The organism is Streptomyces sp. V3I8 (genome assembly GCF_030817535.1).
Taxonomy (GTDB): Bacteria; Actinomycetota; Actinomycetes; order Streptomycetales; family Streptomycetaceae; genus Streptomyces.
Window position 1 is genome coordinate 1,617,642 of the sequence record NZ_JAUSZL010000002.1, and the last position, 26,159, is coordinate 1,643,800.

A 26,159-nucleotide genomic window follows, 5' to 3' on the forward strand; every position below is an offset into this window, starting at 1 on the left:
GGTCCCCCGGAGCCCGGACGCGTCAGCCCCGTACGCCGGGAGTGACCGCCGCGGTCTCCCGGTCCGGGTGCGCCGGGTCGCGGTCGGCGGCGGCCCGCGGCACGCCGGACATCCGGCGCACGTGCCGGACCGGGACGAGCAGCGCCGCCAGTGCCGCGGCGAGGCACAGCAGGGCCAGCAGGGTGAATCCGTGCGTGTAGCCGGCGGCCTCGGGCAGGCCCGAGGGCTGCAGGTGGCCGGTCACCAGGACGCCGGTCACCGCGGCGCCGACGGAGCCGCCGATGGTGCGGATGTTGGCGTTCATACCGGTCGCGGCCCCAGTCTGCTCGGCCGGGACACTGCCCACGATCAGGTTGGCCATCGAGGCGAACGCCAGGCCGATGCCGAGGCCGAACACACCGGACACGAAGGCCACCTGCCACTGCTCGTCGTGCCACAGGGCGAGGAACCCGCAGGCGACCGCGCCGAGCGCGGCGCCGGTCGTGAGCAGCCTCTTCGCGCCGACGACGGGCTCGAGCCGGCCGCTCAGGACGCCCGAGAAGAACATCGCGACGAGCATCGGCAGCATGAGCAGGCCGGACGCGGTCACGCTCGCCCCGAATCCGTATCCGGCGGAGCCGGGTGTCTGGACGAAGGCGGGCAGGAAGGACCAGATCGAGTACATGCCCGCGCCGAACAGCAGCGCCACGGTGTTGGTGGTCCACACGGCGGGCAGCCGCATGACCTTCAGGTCGATCAGCGGCGAGCGGGAACGCGCCTCGGAGAGCAGCCACAGGACGAAGAGGACGGCGGCCGCGGCGAACAGCCCGATCACCCGGGACGAGCCCCAGCCCCACCGGGTCGCCTGGCTGAGCGGCAGCAGCAGGGCCACCAGCCATGCCGACAGCAGGACGGCGCCGAGCCAGTTGACGCGGCCCTTCGCGCGCCGGGGCGACTCGGGGACGTACCGGAGGGCGATCAGCGCGGTGACCGCGACGACGCCGACGGGCAGCCAGAACAGCCACCGGTAGCCGAGCGCGGTCACGATGGGACCGGCCGCGACCATGCCGACACCGCCGCCGGCGGCGATGACGGCGGACAGGTTGCTGATGCTGGGGCTCACCCGGGCCGCGTCGAACTCGTCCCGGATGATGCCGAACGACAGCGGGAACAGCGCGCCGCCCATGCCCTGCACGACCCGGGCGACGATCAGTACGCCGATGGTCGGGGCGAGCGCGGCGATCAGACAGCCGATCAGCACGGTCACCAGGACCGCGACGAGGGTGCGCTTCTTGCCGATCAGGTCGCCGACCCGGCCGAGGATCGGCGTGAAGACCGAGGCGGACAGCAGGTACGCCGTCATCACCCAGGTCGCGGTGGACTGCGAGGTGTGCAGTTCGTGCTGGACGGTCGGCAGGGCCGGCGCGATCAGCGACTGGAGCATGGAGAAGACGCCCGCACCGGTCGCGAGGACCGCGAAGGTGAGGCGGGTGGACTTGCGGGGCATGGAGAGCCTCTCCGAACTGGGTGCGGCCGGGACCCGGACCGCGGGCGCACGGGTTCCGCGCGTGCCGGGGCGGCGCGGGGCGGCGGTGACCGTGGGACGGGGCCCTGTCCGGACGCGGCCGACGGCGGCAGCGGCGGGCAGGGGTGGTCGCGGAAGGTGTCAGGGAGTGTCAGGAGACGGGCGGTGCGCTCGGCGCGGGGCCCGTACGCAGACGAGGGGCGTCGCTCCGACGGCGCGTGCGGCCGCACGCGTCCCCGGTGGACACACCCCGCACTGCTAAAGTGGAGGTACCCCTCCACTGTAGCGGAGGCACACCTCCGATTCAACCTCGTCCCGCCCCGGGAGGCGCAGTGACCGCCCAGTCGTTCCCCGTCAGTGAGATCGTCGCGAGCCGGCGGCCGCACCGGAAGGACGCGGCGCGCAACTACGACGCGCTGCTCACCGCGGCGCGCGAGGCCTTCACGGAGCAGGGCGCGGACGCCTCCCTGGAGGACATCGCCCGCCGGGCGGGCGTCGGCATCGGCACGCTGTACCGCAACTTCCCGACCCGCAGGCACCTCTTCGAGAGCCTCTACGCGGACGAGGTCGACGCCCTGTGCCAGGTGGCCGGGGAGGTCGCCGGCCTGGAACCGTGGGAGGCGCTGACCACATGGCTGGACCGGTTCGCCGGCTACATGGTGACCAAGCGGGCCGTCCGTGAGGCGCTCAACGACGAGTCGGAGATCTTCGCCGCCTGCCGCGACTCGATGTACGCGGCCGGCACCCCGCTGTTCGAGCGGGCGCAGCGGGCCGGTGAGGCGCGTACGGACATGGACTTCGTCGACCTGCTGCGCATGGTCGCGGGCATCACCGCGACGACGTTCGAGAACGACGCGCAGCGCGACCGGGTCATGTCCATCGCCCTCGACGGCGTACGCGTCACCCACTGACCCGCCGGTCGCGGAGCCGCTTCTGTCCCCTCCCGTTCCGCGCCGCTCGCCCCCGCCCCTCCTCCCTGCGGAGGATGCCTTCACGGAGGAGACCGGCCGGAGCCGTTCCTCCCCAGGTCAGAGGGGCGGCCCCGGTGATCCGTCTACCGTGGGGCCATGGACTTCATGGACTCGTTCGCGGGACGGCGGGTGCCCCGGGCCGTCACCGACGCGGGTCTGGCCCTGCTGTTCACCGCGGGGGCGTTCGCCCCGCTCGGGCCGATGCCGCCCGAAGCGCCCGTACTGCGCACCCCGGACGCCCTGTTCGCCGTACTCGCCCTGCTGTCCGCGCTGCCGCTGGCCGTCCACCGGCGGTTCCCCCTGCCGGTCCTGCTGGTCATGACGGCGGCGGCGGCCGCGCTCCAGGGACGGCACTTCATCCCGCAGCTGTCGGGCCCGCAGGGCACCTCCATCGGGCCCGCCTACATCGGCGTGGCCACGGCCGTCCTGCTGACCGCCCTGCGGGGCACGCCCAGGACGGCCACCCTGGTCGTGGCCGTGGTCATCCCGGCCGCGGCCGTCACCGAGGCGGTCCTCGCCGCGGCCGGCCACCGCCTCGCCACGTTCCTGACGGAGGCCGTGCTGCTGGTCGCGGCGTGGGCGCTCGGCCGGCTCACCCGGGCCCGCTCCGCCATCCGCGACCAGGCCCTGGAGCGGGCCGCGGCGCTGGAACGCGCGCAGGCGGCCAACGCGCGCGCCGCCGTCATGGAGGAGCGGGCCCGGATCGCCCGCGAGCTGCACGACATCGTCGCGCACAACGTCAGCCTCATGGTCGTCCAGACGATCGCCGCCGACCGGGTGCAGGACCGCGACGGCGACAAGGCCCACGAACTGCACGGCACCATCGAGGAGACCGGCCGGGCGACCGTCACCGAACTGCGCAGGCTGCTCGACGTCCTGCGCACGGAGGACGAGGCGGACTCCGATCCGAACAAGGAGCCGCCGCAGCCCACCGTCGAGGCCGTTCCCGCCCTGCTGGACGCGGTGCGCGCGACGGGCCTCACCATCGACTGCTCGACGACCGGGACGCCCGTCGAGCTGCCGGCCGGCTCACACCTGACCGTCTACCGCGTCGTGCAGGAGGCCCTCACCAACACGCTCAAGCACGCCGGCCGCACCCGTACCGGTCTCACCGTGGCCTGGGAACCGGAGCACCGGCGGCTCGCCGTCCGGATCTGCGACGACGGCCCCCGGCCGGACGGGGAGCCGGCAGCGCGGCCGCCCGCCCCTGCCGACGGCCGCGGTCACGGACTGGTCGGCATGCGGGAACGTGTCCTCGCCGTGGGCGGTTCCCTGTACACCGGTCCGCGGCCGGGCGGCGGTTACTGCGTCCACGCGGTGGTGCCGCTGCCCCGCTCCCCGGCCGTCCCGCACGACGACCCGTTGCACCACGACCCGCCCCACCACGACCCGCCGCACCACGACAGCCACGACCTCCGCCACGAAGGGCACCCCCCGTATGCACGCGATCCGCGTCCTGCTGGTCGATGACCAGCCCATGATCCGGACCGGATTCCGGCTCATCCTCGAGGCCGAACCGGACATCGAGGTCGTGGGCGAGGCGTCGGACGGCGCCGGGGCCGTCGACGGTGCCCGGTCCCTGCGTCCGGACATCGTCCTGATGGACATCCGGATGCCGCACATGGACGGCGTCGAGGCCACGCGCCGCATCGTGGCGGCGGGATCGCCGAGCCGCATCGTCATCCTGACCACCTTCGACCTGGACGCGCACGTGGTGGACGCCCTGCGCGCGGGGGCCAGCGCCTTCCTCGTCAAGGACGGGCCCGCCGACTCGCTGGTCGGCGCCATCCGCACGGTGGCCGCCGGTGACGCCGTGCTCTCGCCGCGCGTCACCCACAGCCTGCTCGACCGCTTCGCCCACCTCGCCGCACCCGCGACCCCGGACGTGCCGTCCCGCCTCGGCGCCCTCACCGGCCGCGAGCTCGACGTCCTGCGCGCCCTGAGCCGCGGACTGTCCAACGCGGAGATCGCGCTCGAACTGGGCGTGGGCGAGACGACGGTCAAGACGCACATCGCGCACATCCTGGAGAAGTACGGGCTGCGCGACAGGGTGCAGGCGGTCATCCTCGCGTACGACTGCGGACTGGTGGTGCCGCGCGGCAGGCGGTGACGGGCGCACGGCCCGGACGGCGGACAGGTCAGGACGGCGGACAGGTCGGAGCCGGGAGCGGAAGGGAGTACCGTGGCGTCACCGGGCGCACCTCGTATGCCGTCACCCGTCGCGGCGTCGCACTCGGGGAACGGCAGAGAACGGCCAGGCCGGCACATGCCGGATCCGGCCGGAAATGAGCCGCACGATGCCTTCTGGCTCGTACCCTTCCGCCGTCTCCCGCACCCTCTTCCGCGCCTGACGCCGGCGGACCGGCCCCACTCGACCTCAGAGGATGCGGGACACATGTACTCACAGGACGCCATCTCCGGACACCGCCGGGGGCGGCCCGAACCGAGCGCCGAGATGCTCTCGGGACTGGCCTGCCTGACGTGCGGCACCGACTACCGCAAGACACCCGGCCCCGAGGCCGTGGTGGTCTCCCACCGTGCCGGCGGACAGCTGCTGGCCTGCCGCGGCACGTGCGCGCGCATGGCCTGCGGATCGGTCGACGGCCTCGGCGAGACACCCCTCCCGCTGGAGGAGCGCGTCCGCGGGCACCAGGGCGACCGTCCCTGAACCGGACGCCCCGGCGACCGCACCACGCACCACGCACCACGACAACCAAATAGATGAACGAGATAGAAGGACGCGCAATGAGTCTGCTGAGTCTCGGAGTACTCGCCTCCTCCCGCAAGGAGAACGAGTTCCGGCTGCCGCTGCATCCCGGTCACCTCGACCGGATCGCACCCGACGTACGCGCGAAGATCTTCCTCGAGGAGGGCTACGGCGAGCGCTTCGGCGTCGGCGACGACACGCTGCGTCCGCTGGTGGCCGGGCTGCGCTCGCGCGGGCAGCTCCTCGCCGAGTGCGACGTGCTGCTGCTGCCCAAGCCGATGCACGAGGACGTCGCCGAGCTGCGCGAGGGCCAGGTGCTGTGGGGCTGGCCGCACTGCGTGCAGGACGAGCGGATGACGCAGCTCGGCATCGACAAGCGGCTCACACTCATCGCCTGGGAGGCCATGAACCACTGGACCTCCACGGGTGCCTTCAGCGTCCACGTGTTCCACAAGAACAACGAACTCGCGGGCTACTCCTCCGTGTTGCAGGCACTGCAGCTCGGCGGACTGACCGGCAGTTACGGCCGCCGGATGCGCGCGGTGGTCATCAGCTTCGGCGCCACTGCGCGCGGGGCGGTCACCGGTCTCGGTGCCATGGGTGTCTCCGACGTCACGGTGCTGACCCAGCGGGCCGCCGCCGCGGTGGCCTCCCCGATGCCGTCGGTCGTGATGAACCACTTCGCGGAGCGGGAGGACGATCCGTCCCGCCTGGAGGCGCTCACGGGATCGGGCACCGTGCCGCTCGCGGAGTACCTGGCCGGGTTCGACATCATCGTCAACTGCGTGCGGCAGGACACCGACGCGCCGCTGATGTTCGTCACCGACGAGGAACTCGCCCTGTTCCGGCCGGGGACCTTCTTCGTCGACGTCTCCTGCGACGAGGGCATGGGCTTCGCCTGGGCCCGCCCGACCACCTTCGAGGACCCGATGCCCACGGTGGGCGACGGCTGCCACTACTACGGGGTGGACCACAGCCCGTCGTACCTGTGGAACTCGGCCACCTGGGAGATCAGCGAGGCGCTCCTGCCGTACCTGCGCACGGTCATGAGCGGCCCGGCGTCCTGGGACGGCGACGTCACGGTCAGGAAGGCGATCGAGATCCGCGACGGGGTCGTGCTGAATCCCAAGATCCTCTCCTTCCAGAACCGGCCGGCCGAGTACCCGCACGCCCTGCCGGCCCCCGCTCCCGCCGTCACCCGGGAGCCGGCCTCCCTCCCGCAGCCGGTCTGACCGTCACCTCTCCCGCGGGAGCGTCACCGGCCGGTCCTCCCGCAGCTGCGCGAAGAGTGTCCGTGCCCGGTCCTCGTCCCACTGCACGGCGCTGCCCTTGGAGGTGGCGAGACCGGGGTCGGAGACGGGCACGTTGAGCTGCCTGCCGCCGCCCGCGGTGACGCCCTGCATGGCCCGGAACAGCGTCATCAGGTCCCGCAACCCGGTGTCCTTGTCGACCACCAGGGTGTCGAGGCCCGCGCCGAGGGCCGGGAAGGCCGTGGCGGGGTTGAGGAGGGTGGCGGGAGTGACCGCCTTCCTCGCCAGGGCGGTCAGGAACTTCTGCTGGTTGCGGGTACGACCCAGGTCGCCCCGGGCCTCCTGCTTGCGCTGGCGTACGAAGGCCAGCGCCTCGGTGCCGTCGAGGGTCTGGCAGCCCTTGCGCAGGTCGGCGCCGGAGCTCTTGTCCCTGACGTCCCGGTCCAGGCACATGTCCACGCCGCCGACCGCGTCGACCACCCCGACGAAGCCCGCGAAGCCGATCTCCGCGTAGTGGTCGACGCGCAGCCCGGTGTTGCGCTCCACGGCCCGTACGAGCAGGCCGGGGCCGCCGAGGGAGAACGCGGCGTTGAGTTTGTTCGGCTCGGCGCGGTAGCCGCGGCCGGTCTCGGGGCGGACGTACGCCGGGACGGTGACCCAGGAGTCGCGCGGCAGGCTCAGCATGGTGGTGCCGTGCGCGCCGGTGTGCAGCAGGATCATCGAATCGGTGCGGCGGCCCTCGGCCGAGCCGGTGCTCAGGTCCTTCCTGGCCTGTTCGGACAGACCGGCCCGGCTGTCGGAGCCCACGATCAGGTAGTTGGTGCCCGGACCGCCCCGCGGCCGGTCCGGCAGCGCGCCGAGGTCGACCTCCTGGGCCAGTTCGGTGTCGGCCCACACGTACGTGCCGACGCAGGAGGCGGCCAGCACGGCGAGCAGCAGGCCGGTCAGCCGTACCGCTCTACGGCCCCGGGTCGGGCGGGGCTTGGGGGAACGGCCGCCGCCCGCGCCCCGGCGGGGCCGGTTCCCGTCGTCGGTGCGGCCGGGTGTGGCGGGCGAGGGCATGCCGGGCAGGGGCGCGGTCCGGGTCGAGGGCGGGGCGCCGGTGGCGGTACCGATGCGTGTACCGATGCCGATGCCTGCACCTGCGCCGCCATGGGTCGGGGGGCGGGTCCCGTCGTTCATCGGCCTCTTCGGCATCGGCCTGTCCGGTTCCTCGGCACGTTCCCTCCGTACGGGTCATCGCGTGGGCACGCTCTTATACGGGGCCGGGCCGCCGATCTGTTCAGCGGCGGTGCCGGAACGCTTCATGCGCTGCCACGTCAGCCGGCTGCCGAGCAGCGCGGCGACCACGGACTGGAGAACGACGAGATACATGAGCTGCCGGTAGACGACCAGTTGGAACGGCATCCACCACAGGGTGCGTACGCGCTCCCCGTCCAGCCTCAACGCGTATCCGGCGCAGACGAGTTGCACGGCCATGAAGCCGAACCACACGGCGGCCGAGCCGAACGGGTCGAGGAACAGCAGGCCGTACAGGGCGAAGACGTCGATGACCGGGGCGAGCAGCGGGAGGGCGACCTGGAAGAGGGCGAGGTAGGTGAGTCCGCGCCGGCCGAACCGTCCGGCGACGCCCGTCTCCAGGACGGCACCGCGGTGCTTCCACATGGCCTGGATCGTGCCGAAGCACCAGCGGTAGCGCTGGCGCCACAACTGCCGCAGTGAGGTGGGGACTTCGGTCCAGGCGACGGCGGACTCCTCGTAGAGGACGCGCCAGCCCGCCCGCCACAGGGCCATCGTGAGGTCGGTGTCCTCGGCGAGGGTGTCGTCGCTGACCCCGCCGACGCCCACCAGCGCGGCCCGGCGGAAGGCCCCGATGGCACCGGGAACGGTGGTCATGCACTCCAGCACCTCGAACATCCGGCGGTCGAGGTTGAAGCCGAAGCAGTACTCCAGATGCTGCCAGGTGGCGAGCAGCCCCCGCCTGTTGCCGACCTTGGTGTTGCCGCTGACCGCGCCGACGGCCGGGTGCGCAAGCGGCTGGACGAGGTGGTGGACGGCGTCGGGTTCGAAGACGGTGTCGGCGTCCACCATGACCAGGATGTCGTGACGGGCGTGCTCCAGGCCGGTGTTGAGGGCGGCGGCCTTGCCTCCGTTGGGTTTGCGGACGACCAGCACCCGCGGGTCACCGGCGCCGGCGCCTTCGGCGAGTTCCGCCGTACGGTCCGTGGAGCCGTCGTCGATGACGACGATCTGCAGCCGCGGGTAGTCGCAGGCGAGCAGCGAGCGGACGGTGGACTCGATGCCGGCCTCTTCGTTGTAGGCGGGGACGAGCACGGTGACGGGCTCGGTCACCTCCGCCAGCCAGGGCGCGCCGGGCCGGGAGCGTTCGAGCCGCCGCACGTGGGCGCGGGCGAAGAGGACGAGCAGCACCAGCCGCAGCACGCCGAGCGCGCCCGCGATGCCGAGGACCCAGGTCATCGTGTCCGAGAACGCGCGCCCCAGGCGGACGGCTTGGATGAGGGCGGAGCCGCGCCACCGCTCGGCGGCCGACACGGGCTCGTACGGGATCAGCCGCAGCCCGGCCGAGACGGTGGTGAAGCGGTCGATGCCCTGGTTCCGGAGCAGCTTGCGCGTCTCCCGGTAGGCGGTGGCCGTCTGGCTGAACTGCCGGACCAGCCCCTGCGCGGGCTTGCGGGACGCCTTGTCGGCCGTGACGAGCACGTACCCCCGGGCGGTGGCACGCCGGGCCGCCGTCCACTCGCGCCCGCACAGGGTGTCGGGCGAGGTGGTCCGCGGCATCCGCAGGAGATTGGTACGCAGACCGGAACTGCCCGCCAGCACCGCTTGCGTCAGCTCCAGTTCGGTGTCGAAGCGGATGCTCGACGTCTCCCCGAGGACGGCACCGGTGTAGGTGTTGGATCCGATTTCGTGCCCCTCGGCGCGGATCCGCCGCACGAGGTCCGGATGGCGGGCCGCCTGGGAGCCCAGGAGGAAGAAGGTCGCGCGGGCCCTGTGCTGTTTCAGCAGGTCGAGCAGGCGCGGGGTCCAGACGGGATCGGGCCCGCCGTCGTAGGTGAGCGCGACGGTGCGGGCGGGCATCGAGGCGGTCTGCACGCCGTTGCGGTTGATGCCGATGACGGGCCCGCCGCGGACGACGGCGTCGGGCGCCGGCGAGGTGCAGGCGGACCGGGTGTCCGCGGCATCGACCTCGTGATCGGTCCACCCCTGGAAGAAGAGGGCAGCGAACACAGCGGGCAGGACGAGTGCCAGCAGCAGCCAGTGCCCGCGCGGATCCCGGGACTGCTTGTGCCGGGCCCTCACCGAAGGCCGTCCCCCTCATGGACGGCGGCGGCTCCTCTCCGGCCCCGCCCCCCGTGGGCCGGTGCCACGAGGAGGGTGTGCCGGCGCTGGCTGACGGGTCCGGAGGTGCGCATGGGGCGCGAGTCTAACCACAGCTCCGCGGCCGCGTACCGGGGTGAGCGAAAGAAACCCGTGCCGTCAGGCGTCGTTGCCGGGCGCCGCTCCCGGGCATGCCGGCAGCATGCCGGCACACCCGCCCGGGGTCTCCCACTGGTTGCCGTCTGAACGTTTCCTTCATCCTGCCGGCGCCCGGCCTTAACGTGTCCGCGTGATCCAAGTCGCTCAATCCCAGGCTTACTTACCGCCCTCGACCGCGTACAGGTCCACGACCGGACGCACGCCCACCGCCCGCCCCCGGACGATGAAGGCGGCACGATGAGACTGGTCGAACTCGTGCGGGCCCGCGACCTCTGCGGAGTGGTCCGCGAACTGGGCGGGATGACCCCGCGCCAACGCGTCCTCGCCCAGACCGGTTTGCTCGGACATCGCGAGTCGGCCGCCGGCCGGCGCACGGTCGCTCCGTCGGAGAAGGCCGCGCTGTCCGCCGCCGAACTGGGATGCCGGGTCACCCCCGAAGCCGCGGCGGCCTGGCTCCTGCAGCACCGGTACCTCACGCCGGACACCTGGACGGTGGAGATCCTCGACCTGCGTCCCACGGCCTGGCGGGCGGAGCTGGCCGCACGGCTCGGCGCACGGGCGACCGCCTCGGACACCGTGTTCACGATCACCGAACACCTCGTCCATGACACCGGCTGTCCGGTGCCGGCCTCGCACGAGTTCGTCCTGGCGTGGTTCTTCAACCGCGCCAGGAACCGGGCGCGACCCGCGCGCGTACTCGGTGGGGTGCCGGGGGCCGACCTGCCGGCGCGACTGCGCGCCGACCCCTTCACCCCGGTGCTCGTCCCGCCGGCCGTGGCACGACCGGGGCGCCTGGTCCTCGGCCGGCCGGGATGGCTGCTGGGGGCACTGCTCGCCCTTGCCGCCGAGGGTGTCGCCGACCGCGCCGAGCTGGTCCGGAACCTGTTCGCGGACATGGCCGGCGCCCCGCCCCGGGCGACGCACGCGGTGCCCGTGCTGACGGCGCTCGCCCTCACCCCGGCCGAACACGCCCGGGTCGCCCCCGCCCGCGCCGCACTGGTCGAGCACCTCCTCGGGCTCCTGCTCGAGGACGGCGGGCCGGTGGGGACGCGTACCCGCTCAGCCGCCTCGTCCGCCTCAGCCGCCTCAGCCACGGATCCCGCACAAACGCTGGCGTTCCTGCGTGCCCTGGCCCCCACGCCGGACGAGAACGCCCTCATGGTGCGGCAGCATCAGGCCCTGCTGGACCGGCCGGCGCCGGTGGCCGACTACGCCCGCGAGGTCCTGACCGAGCTGGGGGCGGAATCGGGACCGGGACCGGGACCGACATCGGACGAGGCCGGTCTGCTGGGGGCCGGTCTGTTGGAGCCCCGTCCGCTGCGGCCGGGCATGCTCACGGAGGCCTGAGGGCGCCGGGGACCCGGGACGCGGGGCACCGGGCGCCGGGGAACCGACCGGCAGGTCACCCGGGGGCGGCCCTGCCCGGGAACAGTCAGGACCGCCCCCGAGCCCTCATGCGGGCCGGCGGACTACCGGCTCGACGCCGGCGCCGGCGCGTACCCCGTCGGCCGGGTGGTGAAGACCCCCCGGCCCTGCGTCCGACTCCGCAACCGCGTCGCGTACCCGAACAGTTCGGCCAGCGGAACGGTCGCCGTGACGACCGCCGAACCCGCCCGCGTACTCGACCCGGTGACCCTTCCCCGGCGTGCGGCCAGGTCGCCGAGGACCCCGCCGACGGCATCGCCGGGGGCGGTGACCGTCACCTCGGCCACCGGTTCCAGCAGCGCCATCGCACTCGCCCGCAGGGCCTCCCGCAGCGCGAGCCGTCCGGCCGTCCGGAACGCCAGCTCCGAGGAGTCCTTCACGTGGGTCGCCCCGTCCCGCAGGACCACCCGCAGCCCGGTCACGGGATGACCGCCGAGCGGGCCTTCGCCGAGTGCGTCCCGGCAACCGGCCTCGACGGCCCGCACGTACTCCTGCGGCACCCGCCCGCCGACGACGGCCGACCGGAACTCGAACCCGGTCGCGCTGCCACCGGGTCCGGCGCCCGCACCTTCACCGGCCGCATCCGACGGTTCCACCGGCTCCAGCGGCTCCACATCGAGCACGACCTGGGCGAACTGCCCGGCCCCGCCGTCCTGTTTGACGTGCCGGTGGACGAGCCCGGCGACTCCGCGCACGACGGTCTCCCGGTACGCCACCTTCGGCCGGCCGACCCGGACGTCCAGGCCCTGGGCGCGGCGGATCTTCTCCACCGCCACCTCCAGGTGCAGTTCGCCCATGCCCGACAGCACGGTCTGGCCGGTCTCGCCGTCGGTGCGGACGACCAGCGACGGGTCCTCCTCGACGAGCCGGCCCAACGCCGCCACCAGCCGCTCCGTGTCCGCGTTCGTGCCGGCCTCGACCGCGACGGAGACGACGGGTTCGGCCGTGTCCGGCGGTTCCAGGACCAGCGGAGCACCCGGCGCGCACAGGGTCGATCCCGCGCGGGCGGACTTCAGTCCGACCACGGCGACGATGTCCCCGGCCACCGCCCGGTCCACCTGGGCGTGCCGGTCGGCCTGGACCCGCAGGATCCGCCCGATCCGCTCGGTGCGTGCCGCGCCCGCGTCCCACACGGTCTCTCCCTTCCGGATCGTTCCCGAGTACACCCGCAGGTAGGTCAGCCGCCCGGTGGCGGTCGCGTTCACCTTGAACGCCAGGGCGGCGAAGGGCGCCGCCGGATCGGCGGCCCGCTCCTGCCCGGCACCGTCCAGCGTGCCGCGTACGGCGGGCACGTCCAGCGGTGAGGGCAGGTACGCCACCACGGCGTCGAGCAGCGGCTCGATCCCCCGGTCGCGGTAGGCGGAGCCGCACAGCACGACCACACCGTCCCCGGTACGGGTCAGGTCGCGCAGCGCGCCGGCGAGCGTGTCCGCGCAGACCGTGGACCGGGTGCAGAACTCCTCCAGCGCGCCGGGATGGAGTTCCGCGACGGCCTCCTCCAGCAGCCGTCGCCGCCGCCCGGCCTCCGCGCGCAGCGCCTCGGGCACGGGCCCTTCCCGCACCTCACCCGATCCGTCGCGCCCGTCGTGTCCGTCACGCCTTTCGGTCCAGACCAAGGCCCGCATACGCAGCAGGTCGACGACGCCCTCGAAGCCGTCCTCCGAGCCGATGGGCAACTGGACGACCAGCGGCGCCGGATGCAGGCGCTCCCGAATCGACGCGACCGCCGAGTCGAGGTCGGCCCCGGTCCGGTCCAGCTTGTTGACGAAGGCGATCCGCGGTACGCCGAACCGGTCGGCCTGCCGCCACACGGACTCGCTCTGCGGTTCGACCCCGGCGACGGCGTCGAACACCGCGACCGCCCCGTCGAGCACGCGCAGCGAACGGACGACCTCGTCGGAGAAGTCGACGTGCCCCGGGGTGTCGATCAGGTTGATCCGGTGCCCGTCCCAGTCGCAGCTGACGGCGGCGGCGAAGATGGTGATCCCGCGGTCGCGCTCCTGCGGGTCGAAGTCGGTGACGGTCGTGCCGTCATGGACCTCACCGCGCTTGTGCGTGGTCCCGGTGGCGTAGAGGATCCGCTCGGTGACGGTGGTCTTGCCCGCGTCGACGTGGGCGAGGATGCCGAGATTGCGGACGGCACCCAGCGGGTTGCGGGCGAACGGCGCGGAGTAGTTGTCATGGTGGAGGTGGAGTTCGGTACGCACGGCCCGTGGCCTTTCAGAACTGATCGGAATTGATCGATCAGGTATCCGGAGGGGTCGGCGCGATTCCCGTACGAAGCGGTGGCTGACCTGTGGACCCGCCAGAAGAGGTGCGGAGTTCAGGTCAGACGTTCGAAACGGGCATCCGGTGCGGGCCGCGCAGCGCGCACCGGTGCCACGGAGACACGAGGATCACCTCGTACCGCGACAGGGGAACGACGACAGCGGTGCGGTACCGCATGGCCGGGCTCCCCTCAAGATTGCTGGACGGTCCTCAGTGGTCACGGCGGGCGTCGCGGTGGTGCGCGGCGGGCGTCGTGTGGCGAGTGTAGGGAACCGGATCGGGCCGCGGCATCAGGTTTTCGACGCCTGCGGCCGGTCCCCCTCTCCGCGTTGTTCCGGGCGGGCCGGGGCGACGATGGTCGGCGCGAAGCCGCGCGGGGCCGGGCCGCCCGCCCCGAGCACCTGGCAGCGCGCGTGCCCGTGCCGGGACCACAGCGCGGCCGTCCACGCGCAGAGCAGGGCGTCGATGAGGTCCTCCCGGTGCTTGTAGTCGGCCGCGCGCCGGGGTGAGGGCTCCTCGGTCAGCCGCCGGGAGACCGGGTGCGAGGAGAGCAGGAGGGGTGGGTCGGCGGTGGCCAGACCTGCCATGCGCGCGATCACCAGGTCGCACGCCTGCGCCCGTACCGCACGCCAGTCGGCCGCCGGCACCCGCGCCGGCCGGCGCTTGTAGGTCGGCCGTTCCAGGTCGTAGCCCAGTTCGGCCGCTCCGACGAGGGTCGTGTACGGATAGCACTCGGACAGGACGCGGCCGCCTTCCGGCGGTCCTTCCCTGCCGTCGTCGTAGGTCCAGCCCGCCTCCCGCAGCCGTTCGCGCAGGAGTACCCCCGCCAGACGCGGCGAGCCCTGGTTCGTGCTGTTCGCACTCACCTTCCAACGGCCGTACCGCTGCCCGACCTGCCGCTCGCACGTCCGCTGGCCCGCGGGATTGTCGACGACCAACGGCGCGTCGACGAAGACGAGGGCCGATCCGCCGGCGGCGGCCCCGGTCAGCCATTCCACCGTCTCGTCGAGACCACGGGTCCAGCCGCAGTCGACGACCGCGCCGCAGCCGTCGACGGCGGCGACGCCCGTCTCATTGGCCCTGCGGACCCCGCCCTGGGCCCAGGCCAGATCGATACCGATGAACCGCTCGATGCTCATGGGTCGGTGGTATCAGAGAGAGCACGAACCGGACCCGCCGGTCACCGCGTCGACGAGTTCCGCCAGCGCGGCGGCCACCCGGTCGAGGCCTGGCCCGGCCGGCCCGCCCGGTTCGGTCATGTAGACGTCCCGGCGGATCTCGATCATCAGGGCGCCGACCCGCCGGTCGTCGCCGTAGTACTTCAGCGGGACGTACGTACCGGCGAAGGGGCTGTTGACGCCCGTACCGCCGAAGTGCGCGAAGGCCTTCTCGGCGTGGGCGAGCAGGTCGGGCGGGGTGTGGAAGGGGTCGTGCCCGAGGCAGATCGGCGGCCGGGGACCGTCGCCGTGGAGTTCGTACGGGAGCCGCTCGCTCGGGTAGGAGTGCACGTCGATGATCACGGCCCGTCCGGCGGCTGCCAGCCGCTCGGTCACGGCGTCGGTCATGGCGGCGGCGTAGGGGCGGAAGTAGCGGTCGAGGAGCGGCTCTTCAGGATGGCCGTCCGGCCGGAGTGGCTCCCCGTGGGTGGTCCGTGTGTAGACGGCTCCCATGCCGACGGCCCGCATCTCCTCCCGTTCGTCCGGGAAGCGTTCGGGGTCGACGACCAGACGGGACAGCCGGTTGACGAACTGCCAGGGTGCCGGGGTGAGCCGGGCGGCCGCCTCCGCGGCGATCCGGGCGGTGTGCGAGTCGGTGATGTGGTCCAGCTCCCGTTCCAGCGCGGCGTCGTCGAGCACGATCCCGTCGCGCACGTCCGCCGGAACGGTCCGCGAGGAGTGCGGCACGTGCAGGATCACGGGTGAGTCGGGCGCGCCCGGCACGAGCCGGCAGGAAGCCGGAGCGTCGTTCATCTACGCCTCACTGGTGACGGTCACCGAGACGTCGAGGTCCCCCGAGTTGTCGGTCAGGCAGCCGGCGTCGCCGTCGTTGATGCGCAGTTCGAGCGTGCCACCGGCAGCCGCCTCGAAGGTCCACTCCTTGCCGACGAGCCGGCTCTCCTCGCCCTCCCCTCCCTCGGTGAAACGTCCGAGGAGCGCGCCGAAGGGTGCCGAGCCGTTGACCTTGCAGCTCTGCGCCGCGAACTCCAGCGACTTGTCGGTCTCGGCGTCGTAGCCGTCGGGGCCGGTCAGCGGCATATCGGGGTCGTCGACGGTCCACTCCCCCGACGTGTAGCGGACGGTGACCGTGTCGCCGGCCTGGATGAGTGTTTCGGTGACCCGCTGCCAGCCCTCGGCGGCATGGACCACCGAGTCGTTGACGGCGGGCGTCGGTGTCGGCGTCAGCGGGGTGGCGGACGGCCGGTCGGCGCCCGCCTGCCCGCCCTCCTGGTCCTTCGCACGGTCCTCGGGGTCCGCGGCGTCGGCCTCGGCGGTCCGGCCGAAGGGCGGGGCCCCGGCGACGAACAGGCCCAGACCGGTCCCCACGACGAGGAGGGCGAGCGCGGAGGCCACCCAGCCCACGAGCCGCCTGTCACGCTGTCTCGCGTCCCGGCGCATCAGCTCGGACGCGGTCCGGGCGTCGTACCGCGCGGTCGGCGATCCCGGGTCCGCCCACGGAACGTGCTGCCGCGTCCGGGTCTCCGTGTCCACGAGGGACACGGTCGCCGGTACCGCGACCCGGACGGTGGCCGACGGCAGGGACCTGGGATCCGCCGCGACCCCCTCGGCGGCGTGCCGCAGGGCGGTCGTCGCGTCGGGAATGGAGGGCCGCTCCTCGGGCGCCTTGCGCAGCAGCGCCTCGACGACCGGCAGCAGTGGCCCCAACTCCGCCTGAAGTCTCGGCTCTTCGTACGCGACCGCGTGCAGGGTGGCCGCGTACGCGGACCGGCGGAACGGCGACGATCCGGTGGCGGCCGTGACGAGTGTCGCGGCCAGCGACCACAGGTCCGAAGCGGGCCCGACCACACCGCCGTTGACGCGTTCGGGCGCCATGTACTCGATGGAACCGGCGAATTCACCGGAGTTGGTCAGCATCTCGCCGTCGTCCAGGACGGCGATGCCGAAGTCCGTCAGTACGGCGCTGCCGTCGCGGCGCAGCAGGACGTTGGCCGGCTTGACGTCGCGGTGCAGGGCTCCGGCGGCATGGACGGCGTCCAGCGCGCCGAGCAGTTGCGCCCCGATCACGGCGACACGCGTCGGCTCCAACGGGCCTTCTTCGGCGACGAGTTGGGCGAGGGACGGGCCGTCGACGAGCTCCATGACGATCCAGAGCCGGTCCTCGTACTCGACCAGGTCGTGCACGCCGACCACGTGCGGGTGCGGCACCCGGGCCACCACGCGCGCCTCGCGCACGGCACGGCGCAGCCATACGCGGTGGTCCTCGTCGCCCTGGGTGAAGACGTGCAGTTCCTTGGCCGCGACGTCCCGCGCGAGCAGTTGGTCGTGGGCCCGCCAGACCGTGCCCATGCCACCCCGGCCGAGCTGCTCGCCCAACCGGTAGCGACCGGCGATCAGACGCCCGGCACCCCGTGCCGTGTACGCCGCCTGCTGATCATCACTGCCGGACATCACGCCCGCCTCACGCCCCTCCCGGCGGCTTCCCCGCCACCGGCCCCATGTACCACTCGAACACCGGCGAGCATAGCGCCGGGAACCGGCGGCGGAACGACGGCCGGGAGGGAAGGGCAAGGAGGAGGAACGGGAAGAAGAACGGGAGGAAGAACGGAAGAAGGTCGGCCGCCGTGCGGGACAGCATTCGGGACATCGCTCCCCCCGGCGTGGGACGTGGCGTACCGGAAGATGATGTTCCCGGCAGGGTGATCCTCTTCCGGGACCGCCCTGCCCGCACCCGACCGAAGGGACTGAAGACACATGCTGGTGGACCTCATCGAGACCCCCGAGCTGGCTCCGCAGACGTACCTCGACGACGAGTCGCCGCTGGTGGCCGTCGACGCACCGGAGGAGCGCGCCTGGCTGCCGTCGTACCAGGCGGTCCGCGCCGCCTGACCCGCGGCGCGCTCGGTCGGCATCGGACCCGTGAGCGGGTTCGGTGCCGGTCTTCCCACCTCCACACCCGCGTCCGTGTCGGCGTCCGCCACTCGCCCTTGCGCCATCGCGCCCCTCCGCGCCCCGCGAACCCGTGATTTCGAAGGACGGTCCGTCGTTGTCCTCCTCAGCCCCCGCCGCCGCGCCGGTCACACCCGCCTCTGCCGAACCGGTCGCCGACCGGGTGGCGCAGGCCGACACCCTGCTGTGCGCCGATCGGCAGTTCGGCGACTCCCCCGCCATCGGAGAGCGCAACCTCGCCCGGTTCCGGCTGGGTCTCACCATGCTGGCGCGGCATGACGGCGAAGCGGCGGACGTGCTGCGGGAGACGGCCGCCGCACCCGACGAACGTCTGCGCCCGCTGCTGTACGACCCGGTGCTGCGCAACTGCTTCGAGGTCGACCTGGCACAACTGGACAGCGGCCGGCTCGAACGCAGTTCGCTCGCCGCCCACCTGAGCGGTCACATGGCCGCCTCGGGTTCCGGCGCCCCGTCGTCCTCCACAGGTCCCTGCGAAGCCCTCATGCGTCCTCACCGGCCGGCCTGGCCCGGTCTCGGGGACGCCTGGGTGCTGGCCGAACCCGCGCCGGAGGACGGCGGGGCGGAGAAGATGCTGGCCGAGCGTCTCGTGCAGCTGTACCGGGACGCACTCGGTGACAACCGGGCGACAGGCCCCGTGGCACCCACGGACGAAGTCCTCGCCGGCCTGCGGGACGGCGCGGAACTCCTCGCGACGCTGCTGCCCTCGGCGGGAGCCGGCGTGCTCGGGCACGTCACCATGGTCGGCTTCACCAGCCGGGAGAGCGAGGAGGGCCCTCTGCAGTCCATGTCGGGCGGCGACCCGCTCCCCTCGACCGTGCTGCTCGCGCCCGAACGCTGCACGTCTGCGTGGCTCGCGGCCGAGAGCCTGCTGCACGAGGGCGCCCACCTCAAGCTCTTCGACGCGCTCCGGACGGGCTCCGTGGTCAGGAACGCCACCGAGCAGGTCCCCATCCCGTGGCGGATCGGCTCCTGGACGGTCATCCGGGTGTTCGTCGCCCTGCACTTCTACGTGCACCTGCTGGTCTTCCGCGCCGCGGCCGACACGGCGGGGGAAGCGGTCCGGGAGAGGTTCGGCGCGCCCCCGCCCGCCGAGGACCTCGACGAACCGAGCCCGGGTACCCCGGCCGCCCTGAACGGCGAGTACCGCACCAGTGCGGAGAGGGCCCGCTACCTCGCCGAGTGCGTACTGTCGCTGCCGGACGAGGCGCTCACCGAGCACGGGCACCGGTTCGCCCGCTGGCTCCTCACCGCCCTGCGCCTGGTGGACGAGGACGCGCCGCAGCCCCGTGACCGGACCGCGGCGACGACTCGGCCGTCCGGACCGGAGCGGTCCCAGGAGCTTTCCCCGGCAGGGGCCCTCCGGCGCGTCACACCGGTGGACGCGTGCGCCCTGCCCGGCCTCGGGCAACTGGTCGTCAGCCCGGCGCGGTCGGCGCGGATGCACTGGCTGAACGCGCGCTCGTGGACCGTCTACTCCCTGTGCGACGGACGGGACCTCGGTTCACTGCACACGGCCTACGCGCGGGCGGCGGGTCTCACGCCCGGCTCGGAGGAGGCCGGTCGGCAGGTCGGCGACAGCCTGCGCCTGCTCGTGGCCTCCGGCCTGGTCACCCAGGACGGGTGACGTTCACCGTTCGGGCGCCGGCCTCGCGGCGCCCGTGTCCGGGTAGGCCGTTTCCAGGCCGGTCAGCCGGGCGGACACGATGGCCTCCAGCCGGTTCGACACGTTGATCTTCGGCAGGATGGCGGAGACGTAGTTGCGTACGGTCTTCTCCGATATGAACAGTTCCTGGGCTATCCGGCGGTTCCGGTAGCCGAGCGAGACCAGCCGCAGCACTTCCCGTTCCCGGTTCGTCAGGGCCGGGAACGGGAGTGTCTCGTCGGCCTCCGCCAGGCGCTTCAGCAGGGCGAAGAGTTCGCTGCCGGACCGCGGCCCCAGCGTCACGTACCCGCGTCGCACGGCGCGCACGGTGCGCAGCAGGTCCGCCGTCTGCGTGTTCTTGAGCAGGTAGCCCGTGGCCCCCGCCATCAGCGCCGTCAGCAGCAGTTTGTCGTCGTCGTGGTCCGGGGAGACCATCGCGACCAGCCGCGGTGCCGGGCCCTGCCTGCGCAGCCGCTGGAGCAGCCCGATCCCCGCGTGGGCCGGCAGATCGAGGTCGACGAGGACCACGTCGGGCTTCTCCTCCCGGACCGCTTGGACGCCGGCGTGCGGGTCATGGGTCCCCGCGACAACGCTGATCCCGCCGTCCTCGAGCGCGGAACGCAAGCCGCTCAGGACCAGGGGAATGCTCTCTATCAACACCACGGACGTATCGGTGTCGTGGACCTCTTCGGCCATTCTGGTTCATCCTCACACCCGGGCAGGCGTGAGGTGTTGCTCACGGAGCGCTACCTCACGCCGTCATGATCAGCGTTCGATTGCAGCGTAGAACTCCTTTTGAACGGCGGACCGTCACGCCGCGTCGTCAACGCGGCCCGGTCCCGCGGGAAAGGCCGTCACAGACCCGCGTGATCCAGCAGCAACCCCAGATCGCCGTCCTTCACCCGGGTGACTCCCTGCGGGTTCCGGTTGGACAGGACGTGCAGCGGCACGGGGTCGCGGTGCAGCCGACGGGTCGCGGCCGGGTTCAGGGTCGCGGTGAACTTCCACGGCTGGCGAGGACTTCCGGTCACCTCGTACGGCTCGTCCTCGATGTCGGCCACCGCCGCGATCTCCCGTACCGGTGAGGCGAAGTAGATCCAGAGGCGGTCGCCAGGCGCCATGCGCCGCCACCTGGACAAGCACCACTCCCGGCGGGGCGCGGTCTCGGCGAGTGCCAGCATGTGGTCCTTCGCCGAGGAGCCGCCGTCCGCGGAGGCATCCGCGGGTTTCACGATGAACAGCCAGTCCACGGGTGCTCCTGTCCGGGATCAGGGGTCGGGACCCCGTTCCCACTACCCCGGGATCCCCGGCGGAACCACTCACCGCCCTCATGGCCGCGGGGGTCCGCCGTCCAGGTCCGGCCCACCACCGCGGCGCCGCGTACGGGACACACGTACGGGACAATCGGGTACGTGCCGGAGTACACCTCGATCACCACGCTCGACGCGCTCCTCGACGACCTGCGGGTCGGCGAGGCGCGGCGGCGCCAACTGGCCATGGTCCGCGGGGAACTGCACCGGGCGCTGGACCGGGGCGGGCTGCCGGTGGGCGCCCGGCGCAGCCTGCGACGCCTCCTGGAGAAGGAGGCGCTGACCACCTACCTGCGCCTCGCCGAGTCCGGGGCACTGCGCGAGCGCCAGGTGAACGGCGTCCGTCCGCCCACCTCACAGGCCACCAACGCGGCCCGGTACAGATGCCTGCACCTGCTGCGCGCCGCCCACGGGCTGCCCCCGCTGCACCTGGGCGGCGGGGGACGGATCCCGCCTCGCCCCACCCCCGACCACGGCACCCTCACCGCCCTGCGCCGCCGTCTCGACCAGGATCTCGCCACCGCGATGTCGCCGGGACACACCCGACTCACCGCGCTCCTGTCCCTGGTCCTGGACACGGCCCCGCGCGCCGGGGAGCTGACCGCGCTGCGCCTGTCCCACCTCACCCCCGGTCACACAGCGGTGTACATACAGCGGCGCCCCCAGAACGGCGGCGACCAGGCGGACGACGTCTGGTACGCCCTCTCCCCCCTCACCCGGGCCGCGCTGGACCGCTGGCTCGCGGTCCGCGCCGAGCTGGTCGCCCGCGCCCACGGCACCAGCCGGCTGTGGGTGAGCCTGTTCGTCAACCACGACGGCACCCTTCACCAGCAGGGCCGAGCCGTCCTGCGCCCGCCCGGCCTGCCCCTGGAGGAAAAGGGTCTGCTCCTCAGCTACCGTGCGGGCCGGGCCCGCTACGACCTGACCACCCTGCTGCCGCCGAAACTGGAACAACTGCGCCGCGCCGTCCTCGACCAGACCCCGCCCGTTTCCCTCGCCGCACCTCCCGACTGACTCCTCCTCCCGCTGGTGCGAATTCTTTGGATGATCGTTCAGGGATCGACCCTAAGGGCCTGTTATTACTGAGAGGCGCACATACACCAAGGGCCTGTTATCCCGTGGAAAAGGTCCTGTGCACATGACGAAGGTCCCGACCGTCAGGTCGGGACCTTCGTCCACATCACTACTGAGAGTGTCCGAGGGGCGATTCGACCACTGGCGATACGGTCGTAATCGCGCGGGGAAGGCTCCAGCCGACTGGAAGCCGGCCGGGCCGCGCGTGACGACGCGCATACTGGCAGCCTGCGACGGTCAGCTCAGCCACAACATCCGGCTACGCCACGAGATCCGCTACCGCGGCTCCCGCACTTCCCGAACTCAGCTACCAGCTCTCCGGGTTGGACATCAGCCGAAACGCCGTCAGTGTCCAGCGACAGCACCAGGAGCTGCGCGTCGGTCCGCACTCAGCAGCCCGGATCCACGAGCGGCTCGCCGTCCGCCGACACCTCGGCACCTCGACACCGACAGCAGCGCCCGACGAACCGTTCTGACCCGGGCCGACACCGATCGGCTGCCGCCGCTTGACTCATGCCCGCATCCGAGCCTCCATGGTCGCGACCGACCCGCCAAGCGACCACCGCCCATCCCGATCACCCACGCGGTCGACCATGTCCGCCCGGAACACCCGCGATGCGCACGCGCCTCACCCGTTTCATCCCCGCAGGAAACAGGGCCCTTCATGCCCGACACCATGATTGCCCAACAGCTCGCGAACTGGTCACCTTCACCGAACCAGCCACCGTCGGCAAGGCGACGGCGACGAAGGACACCGTGGGCCGCCCCCGCCGTTCGGCCGGCACCCGGTGGACGAGAGGGGCACCCGCGGCCTGGCCTTCCAGCCAGCATGCGACCGGACCGGTACGGGCCCGTATGGGCAGGGCCCCGGATCAGAGGTGGGGAATACCGATCTTGTCCAAACGGCCCATGAGCGCCGGTTTGGCCCGGTGGGCCTCGCGCAGCGCCCTGGTTCGGCGGTGGTAGTCGGCCGACGCCTGGGAAGTACGGGCCGCTGCGTCCCGGAGGTCGGTGAGAAGGGTGACCGCCCGGTCGTAGGCGGCGGGCTTCTTCTGCCCGATCAGGTTGTCGATCTCTTCCCAGAGCGGTCCGGGGGCGGTGGCGACCTTGTCCAGGTGCGCGGCACGCTGCTCCTCGGCTGCCAGACGCCGCTCCTCCTGTGCCGCCGCACGGACCCGCCGTTCGCGCTCGATCCGTCCGGTGCGGTGCCGGTGAGCAGCGTCGAGCAGCTCGGCGGCGTTGCGGCGTGCGTGGGCAGTGGTGTCGTCGGCGCGAGCGTGAGCGGCGCGGAACCGTCTCATCAGTTGTGGCCCCACATGAGCCGCTCCGCCGAGGGCGACCTCCACCAGCAAAGCCTCCTTCTGCGCGACGGGCAGGGCAGCGACGAACGCCGCCAGCGCCTTGTCCTGGTCGGCCGGGGCGGCACCCGCGAGGGAGGCGGAGGCCTCGGTTGCGACGGCCAGCAGGTCTTCGTCCACCCGCAGAAAGTCGGCGAGCATCCGCTGCGGCCCTGTCAACTCACCAAGTCCGGCCGGCACCGGCGGCTCCACTGCGCGGACGTACTCCTCCTCGTCGTCCTCGGCCAGCTCCCACATCCGCAGGCCCGCCAACCACGCCAGATACAGCGGCCGCAGGTCCCCGGCGGCGAGATCGACGCGCAGTTGCGCGAAGCTCCCCAGCGTCCAGGACTCCATGGCGTCCCAGTCCTCGTACTCCGCCCCACCGTCCCCGGCTGCGTCCAGACAGAAATCGACCAGGGTGAAGCCTCCCTTGACATGGACGGTGAGGGACTCCTCCAACGTGTACGGCTCGACCGTCTTCTCGGCCAGGGCCGCGGTGGGCAGCCGCAGCAGCAGACGGCGCGAGCCCCAGTTCGCGAAGTAGAGGTGTGCGTCGTAGAACTGCTCCGCCATCTTCGTGGTGTTTCCGTGGAAGTCCCCGAAGTGGTACTCGTTGACGAACCGTGTCGAGGTGATCTCCGCACGCGTCGACAGTGCCCGCACCCGCGCCTGCTCGTCCTGGGTCAGCGGCCGGTCGACGGCCAGGAACTCGTAGTACTGGTACTCGCTCACGCTCCCGCACCCTACTCACGGTCATGGGGGGGTGCGGAAGGCGAGGGCGGCCCGGAGGCCGCACTGCGACGCACGGTGGCCCAGTCGGTGGCCCAGTCGGTGGAGCGCGGACGGTCCGCCTGCGCGCCGCATGGGCGGTCGGGCCCATGGTGCACGACGGCCGGGCGCAGGGAGCGGAGGGTGATGTTCGTGAACCCTCTGACACCGCACGCCACCCGCGGCAACAATGTGTACGTGAGTGATGACTGGAAGCGACGAATGGAACGGGCCGCGGTCGAACTGCTGCACAGGGACGACCCGGTGGCCCTGGTCCGCGAGGTTGACGCACTCGACGCCTCAAGCCGCTACCCCTATGTGTGGCCACGCGGCCCGGTGTTCGGCGTGGCCGCGCTCGGCCCGCAACCCGGTGCCTGTTGGCGGCTGGTGTCCGAGGCCACCGACGGCACCCCGCAAGAAGCCCGGGACGCCCTCAACTCGCTGTTGTGGTTCCAGGCCAAGGACGAGGCCGGCACCGTCGCCGAGCGCCGCGAACTCCTCGTGGCCGTGCGCCTCCTGGAGTGCGACCGGATCGACGAGCTCACCGTCCTCGGCACCCGCTACCGCGTCGTGCGCGGCGACGAGTACGCTCGCTGCGGCCTGACCGAGGGCCCGGAGCCGCCCCGCCCCACCGACCCCGAACCAGCCGACCGCTCCTGGCGCCACCAGCCCGGCCGCGCCCAGACCCTGCCCGACATCGGCCACCCCCTTGATGCCCTGATCGACGATCCCACGGTGTCGGTCGGCGTCATGGCCGAAGGCAACCGCCAGGCCCTTCGGGACTTCACCTACGAGGGTGAGCACGTCCCGCCCGCCATACGTGCCGAATCCCGGCAGGCTGTCCACGACCACCCCGAACTCGTCCTGCTCCCGGTCGGATTCGGCGTCGTCAAGCGCACCGGGACCGGCTGGACGCCGGTCGGCCGCCTCCAGCCGACCCCGCACGACGCTCGCCGCGTCCTCCACAACGGCCTGGCCGGGACCTGGGCCGACATGTACGACCTGGACGCCGCGTCCTGCGACGCCTACGCACGCGCCGCCGAACGCCTGGAATTCGCACCGCACGTGAACGAGGTGACGGTCCAGGGCGACACCTACCGCATCTGCCGGGTCGAACGCATGCTGCGCACCGGCCCCGACGGCCCCGAGCCGCCCCGCCGCTCGGACCCGGAGACCACCGAGCCGATGCGGATCCGCCCGCTCCTGGACGAACACGGCGTCATCCAGCCCGAGCCCGACGGCATGAACACGGGCGGCGATGACAGGCCGGACGACGGAGGGCCGCACTGAACCGGCCGTCCACGCGCGCGGCGACAGGAGAAGTCCGGTTCCGGATACTGCGGGTCCATCGCCCGGCCGTCCGCGCCCGCGGCGACAGGAGGCGGACAGCGAAAAGCACCCGCCTCGGCCCAAGGCCGAGACGGCTCCGGCCTCGCCGACCTCTGGGACCGCCCCCGACTGAACAGCACCCGACAACGAACCCACCGGGAACGCGTCGAGAAGTCCGTGGCGCACCTCCTCGACGTGGTCGAACGGGCCGCGGACCGCTCGTTCACCGATCCGCGCACCCGGGCCGCCCTGGACGGGGCCGACCGCGCGTACGCCCTGTGGTGCGCGTGCCTGGACGAGCACTGACACTGTCGGTCACGGCGAAGCGCGGCCGGACGCACCTCGGTCGGTTCCGGCCCGCTTCCCCACCCGTCACAGCGTGAGAGTGGCCCAGACCGTCTTGCCGGAGGGGCGGTAGGGGCGAGTGCCCCAGCTGTCGGCGAGGGACTCGACAAGGAGCAGACCCCGCCCGGCCGTCACCGCAGACCGCCCGGGGAGACGGTCACCCCGGGCGTCGGTCACCTCGATGAGAAGGGACGCGGCGCCGAGCACGAGGTCCAGACGGGCGTCACGCCCTCGGGCCCGGCCGTGCAGGGCCGCGTTCGCGGTGAGTTCGGCGATGAGGAGACTCGCGGCGTCGGCGTCCGCTCCCCCGCCCGGGACAGCGAGCGGCAGACGGTCGGTGAGCCAGCGTTCGGCGTCGTGGCGGACCGCGTGCGCCCCGTACTCGGTGGTGGCGAAGAGGCTGCTAAAACTGAAGTGGCCGGTGTGCACGAGCGGTTCGTGGGTCACGGCGGCTGATTCCTTGTTCACGTCACAGAGCGTGGCCGATCCGCCCTACCCTGGGGAGTGATGAAGAGTGTACGGAGGGTCACTGTCCGACGGTACGGATCGAGCTGTACGGGTGGCCGTGGCGGTTGTACGGGCG

22 protein-coding genes are annotated in these 26,159 nt (G+C 72.5%); 11 read left to right on the plus strand and 11 right to left on the minus strand.

Going from position 1 to position 26,159, the window contains the following annotated elements; translation table 11 throughout:
- Window positions 1-22 precede the first annotated feature (22 nt).
- Window positions 23-1,486 carry an MFS transporter gene (locus QFZ75_RS07125; protein WP_307534781.1) on the minus strand — a complete coding sequence of 488 codons (1,464 nt, stop codon included), beginning with the start codon at window positions 1,484-1,486 and terminating at the stop codon, window positions 23-25.
- Between the two features lie 350 nt (window positions 1,487-1,836).
- On the opposite strand from QFZ75_RS07125, the gene QFZ75_RS07130 reads away from it, so the two are divergent.
- The 5 genes from QFZ75_RS07130 (at window position 1,837) to QFZ75_RS07150 (ending at window position 6,414) form a co-directional block, all read left to right on the plus strand.
- Window positions 1,837-2,415, plus strand: coding sequence for a TetR/AcrR family transcriptional regulator (locus QFZ75_RS07130; RefSeq protein ID WP_307534783.1), 579 nt, complete (start codon window positions 1,837-1,839; stop codon window positions 2,413-2,415).
- A gap of 156 nt (window positions 2,416-2,571) precedes the next feature.
- Window positions 2,572-3,945: a sensor histidine kinase gene (locus QFZ75_RS07135; protein ID WP_307534785.1), complete on the plus strand. Its 1,374-nt coding sequence runs from the start codon at window positions 2,572-2,574 to the stop codon at window positions 3,943-3,945.
- On the plus strand, window positions 3,914-4,585 hold the full coding sequence (locus QFZ75_RS07140; RefSeq protein WP_307534787.1) for a response regulator transcription factor: 672 nt from the start codon (window positions 3,914-3,916) through the stop codon (window positions 4,583-4,585). Before QFZ75_RS07135 ends, QFZ75_RS07140 begins: the two co-directional genes overlap by 32 nt.
- Before the next feature lie 285 nt (window positions 4,586-4,870).
- Window positions 4,871-5,143, plus strand: coding sequence for a hypothetical protein (locus QFZ75_RS07145; protein WP_307534788.1), 273 nt, complete (start codon window positions 4,871-4,873; stop codon window positions 5,141-5,143).
- 77 nt (window positions 5,144-5,220) lie between these two features.
- Window positions 5,221-6,414 carry a N(5)-(carboxyethyl)ornithine synthase gene (locus QFZ75_RS07150; protein ID WP_307534790.1) on the plus strand — a complete coding sequence of 398 codons (1,194 nt, stop codon included), beginning with the start codon at window positions 5,221-5,223 and terminating at the stop codon, window positions 6,412-6,414.
- 3 nt (window positions 6,415-6,417) lie between these two features.
- Here QFZ75_RS07150 and QFZ75_RS07155 read toward each other — a convergent pair whose 3' ends face one another.
- Window positions 6,418-7,629, minus strand: coding sequence for an LCP family protein (locus tag QFZ75_RS07155; RefSeq protein ID WP_307534791.1), 1,212 nt, complete (start codon window positions 7,627-7,629; stop codon window positions 6,418-6,420).
- 39 nt (window positions 7,630-7,668) lie between these two features.
- Entirely contained in the window at window positions 7,669-9,753 is a 2,085-nt protein-coding gene (locus tag QFZ75_RS07160; protein ID WP_307534793.1) for a bifunctional polysaccharide deacetylase/glycosyltransferase family 2 protein, read from the minus strand.
- Window positions 9,754-10,167: 414 nt separating this feature from the next.
- On the opposite strand from QFZ75_RS07160, the gene QFZ75_RS07165 reads away from it, so the two are divergent.
- A complete protein-coding gene (locus QFZ75_RS07165; RefSeq protein WP_307534794.1) occupies window positions 10,168-11,277 on the plus strand; it encodes a hypothetical protein in 1,110 nt (369 codons plus the stop codon).
- Between the two features lie 122 nt (window positions 11,278-11,399).
- Here QFZ75_RS07165 and fusA read toward each other — a convergent pair whose 3' ends face one another.
- From fusA to QFZ75_RS07185, 4 genes are all read right to left on the minus strand, one after another.
- Window positions 11,400-13,562, minus strand: coding sequence for an elongation factor G (gene fusA / locus QFZ75_RS07170; protein ID WP_373465819.1), 2,163 nt, complete (start codon window positions 13,560-13,562; stop codon window positions 11,400-11,402).
- 351 nt (window positions 13,563-13,913) lie between these two features.
- Window positions 13,914-14,762, minus strand: a complete 849-nt coding sequence (locus tag QFZ75_RS07175) for a DUF429 domain-containing protein (RefSeq protein WP_307534795.1) — start codon at window positions 14,760-14,762, stop codon at window positions 13,914-13,916.
- A 12-nt stretch (window positions 14,763-14,774) separates the two neighbouring features.
- Window positions 14,775-15,593 (minus strand): N-formylglutamate amidohydrolase, encoded by an 819-nt coding sequence (locus QFZ75_RS07180; protein ID WP_307534796.1) that lies wholly within the window; start codon window positions 15,591-15,593, stop codon window positions 14,775-14,777.
- The gene (locus tag QFZ75_RS07185) at window positions 15,594-17,249 is read right to left on the minus strand and encodes a serine/threonine-protein kinase (RefSeq protein ID WP_307534797.1); all 1,656 of its coding nucleotides are present in this window, start codon (window positions 17,247-17,249) and stop codon (window positions 15,594-15,596) included.
- Between the two features lie 303 nt (window positions 17,250-17,552).
- Here QFZ75_RS07185 and QFZ75_RS07190 point away from each other — a divergent pair, with 303 nt between their 5' ends.
- Window positions 17,553-17,687: a hypothetical protein gene (locus tag QFZ75_RS07190; protein WP_263973071.1), complete on the plus strand. Its 135-nt coding sequence runs from the start codon at window positions 17,553-17,555 to the stop codon at window positions 17,685-17,687.
- Window positions 17,688-17,844: 157 nt separating this feature from the next.
- Window positions 17,845-19,392: an HEXXH motif-containing putative peptide modification protein gene (locus QFZ75_RS07195; RefSeq protein WP_307534800.1), complete on the plus strand. Its 1,548-nt coding sequence runs from the start codon at window positions 17,845-17,847 to the stop codon at window positions 19,390-19,392.
- A gap of 3 nt (window positions 19,393-19,395) precedes the next feature.
- Here the strand turns inward: QFZ75_RS07195 and QFZ75_RS07200 are convergent, their stop codons facing one another.
- Both QFZ75_RS07200 and QFZ75_RS07205 read right to left on the minus strand, forming a co-directional pair.
- Complete coding sequence (locus QFZ75_RS07200; RefSeq protein WP_307534802.1) at window positions 19,396-20,106, minus strand: response regulator transcription factor; 711 nt, start codon at window positions 20,104-20,106, stop codon at window positions 19,396-19,398.
- Window positions 20,107-20,264: 158 nt separating this feature from the next.
- Window positions 20,265-20,660 carry a hypothetical protein gene (locus tag QFZ75_RS07205; RefSeq protein WP_307534803.1) on the minus strand — a complete coding sequence of 132 codons (396 nt, stop codon included), beginning with the start codon at window positions 20,658-20,660 and terminating at the stop codon, window positions 20,265-20,267.
- Between the two features lie 162 nt (window positions 20,661-20,822).
- On the opposite strand from QFZ75_RS07205, the gene QFZ75_RS07210 reads away from it, so the two are divergent.
- A complete protein-coding gene (locus tag QFZ75_RS07210; RefSeq protein WP_307534804.1) occupies window positions 20,823-21,734 on the plus strand; it encodes a hypothetical protein in 912 nt (303 codons plus the stop codon).
- 932 nt (window positions 21,735-22,666) lie between these two features.
- On the opposite strand, the gene QFZ75_RS07215 is transcribed toward QFZ75_RS07210, so the two are convergent.
- Window positions 22,667-23,866 (minus strand): hypothetical protein, encoded by a 1,200-nt coding sequence (locus QFZ75_RS07215; RefSeq protein WP_307534806.1) that lies wholly within the window; start codon window positions 23,864-23,866, stop codon window positions 22,667-22,669.
- A 234-nt stretch (window positions 23,867-24,100) separates the two neighbouring features.
- On the opposite strand from QFZ75_RS07215, the gene QFZ75_RS07220 reads away from it, so the two are divergent.
- Both QFZ75_RS07220 and QFZ75_RS07225 read left to right on the plus strand, forming a co-directional pair.
- On the plus strand, window positions 24,101-25,192 hold the full coding sequence (locus QFZ75_RS07220; RefSeq protein WP_307534807.1) for a DUF5954 family protein: 1,092 nt from the start codon (window positions 24,101-24,103) through the stop codon (window positions 25,190-25,192).
- Window positions 25,193-25,408: 216 nt separating this feature from the next.
- A complete protein-coding gene (locus tag QFZ75_RS07225) occupies window positions 25,409-25,537 on the plus strand; it encodes a hypothetical protein (protein ID WP_307534808.1) in 129 nt (42 codons plus the stop codon).
- 66 nt (window positions 25,538-25,603) lie between these two features.
- Here QFZ75_RS07225 and QFZ75_RS07230 read toward each other — a convergent pair whose 3' ends face one another.
- Entirely contained in the window at window positions 25,604-26,044 is a 441-nt protein-coding gene (locus QFZ75_RS07230; protein ID WP_307534810.1) for an ATP-binding protein, read from the minus strand.
- Between the last annotated feature and the right edge of the window lie 115 nt (window positions 26,045-26,159).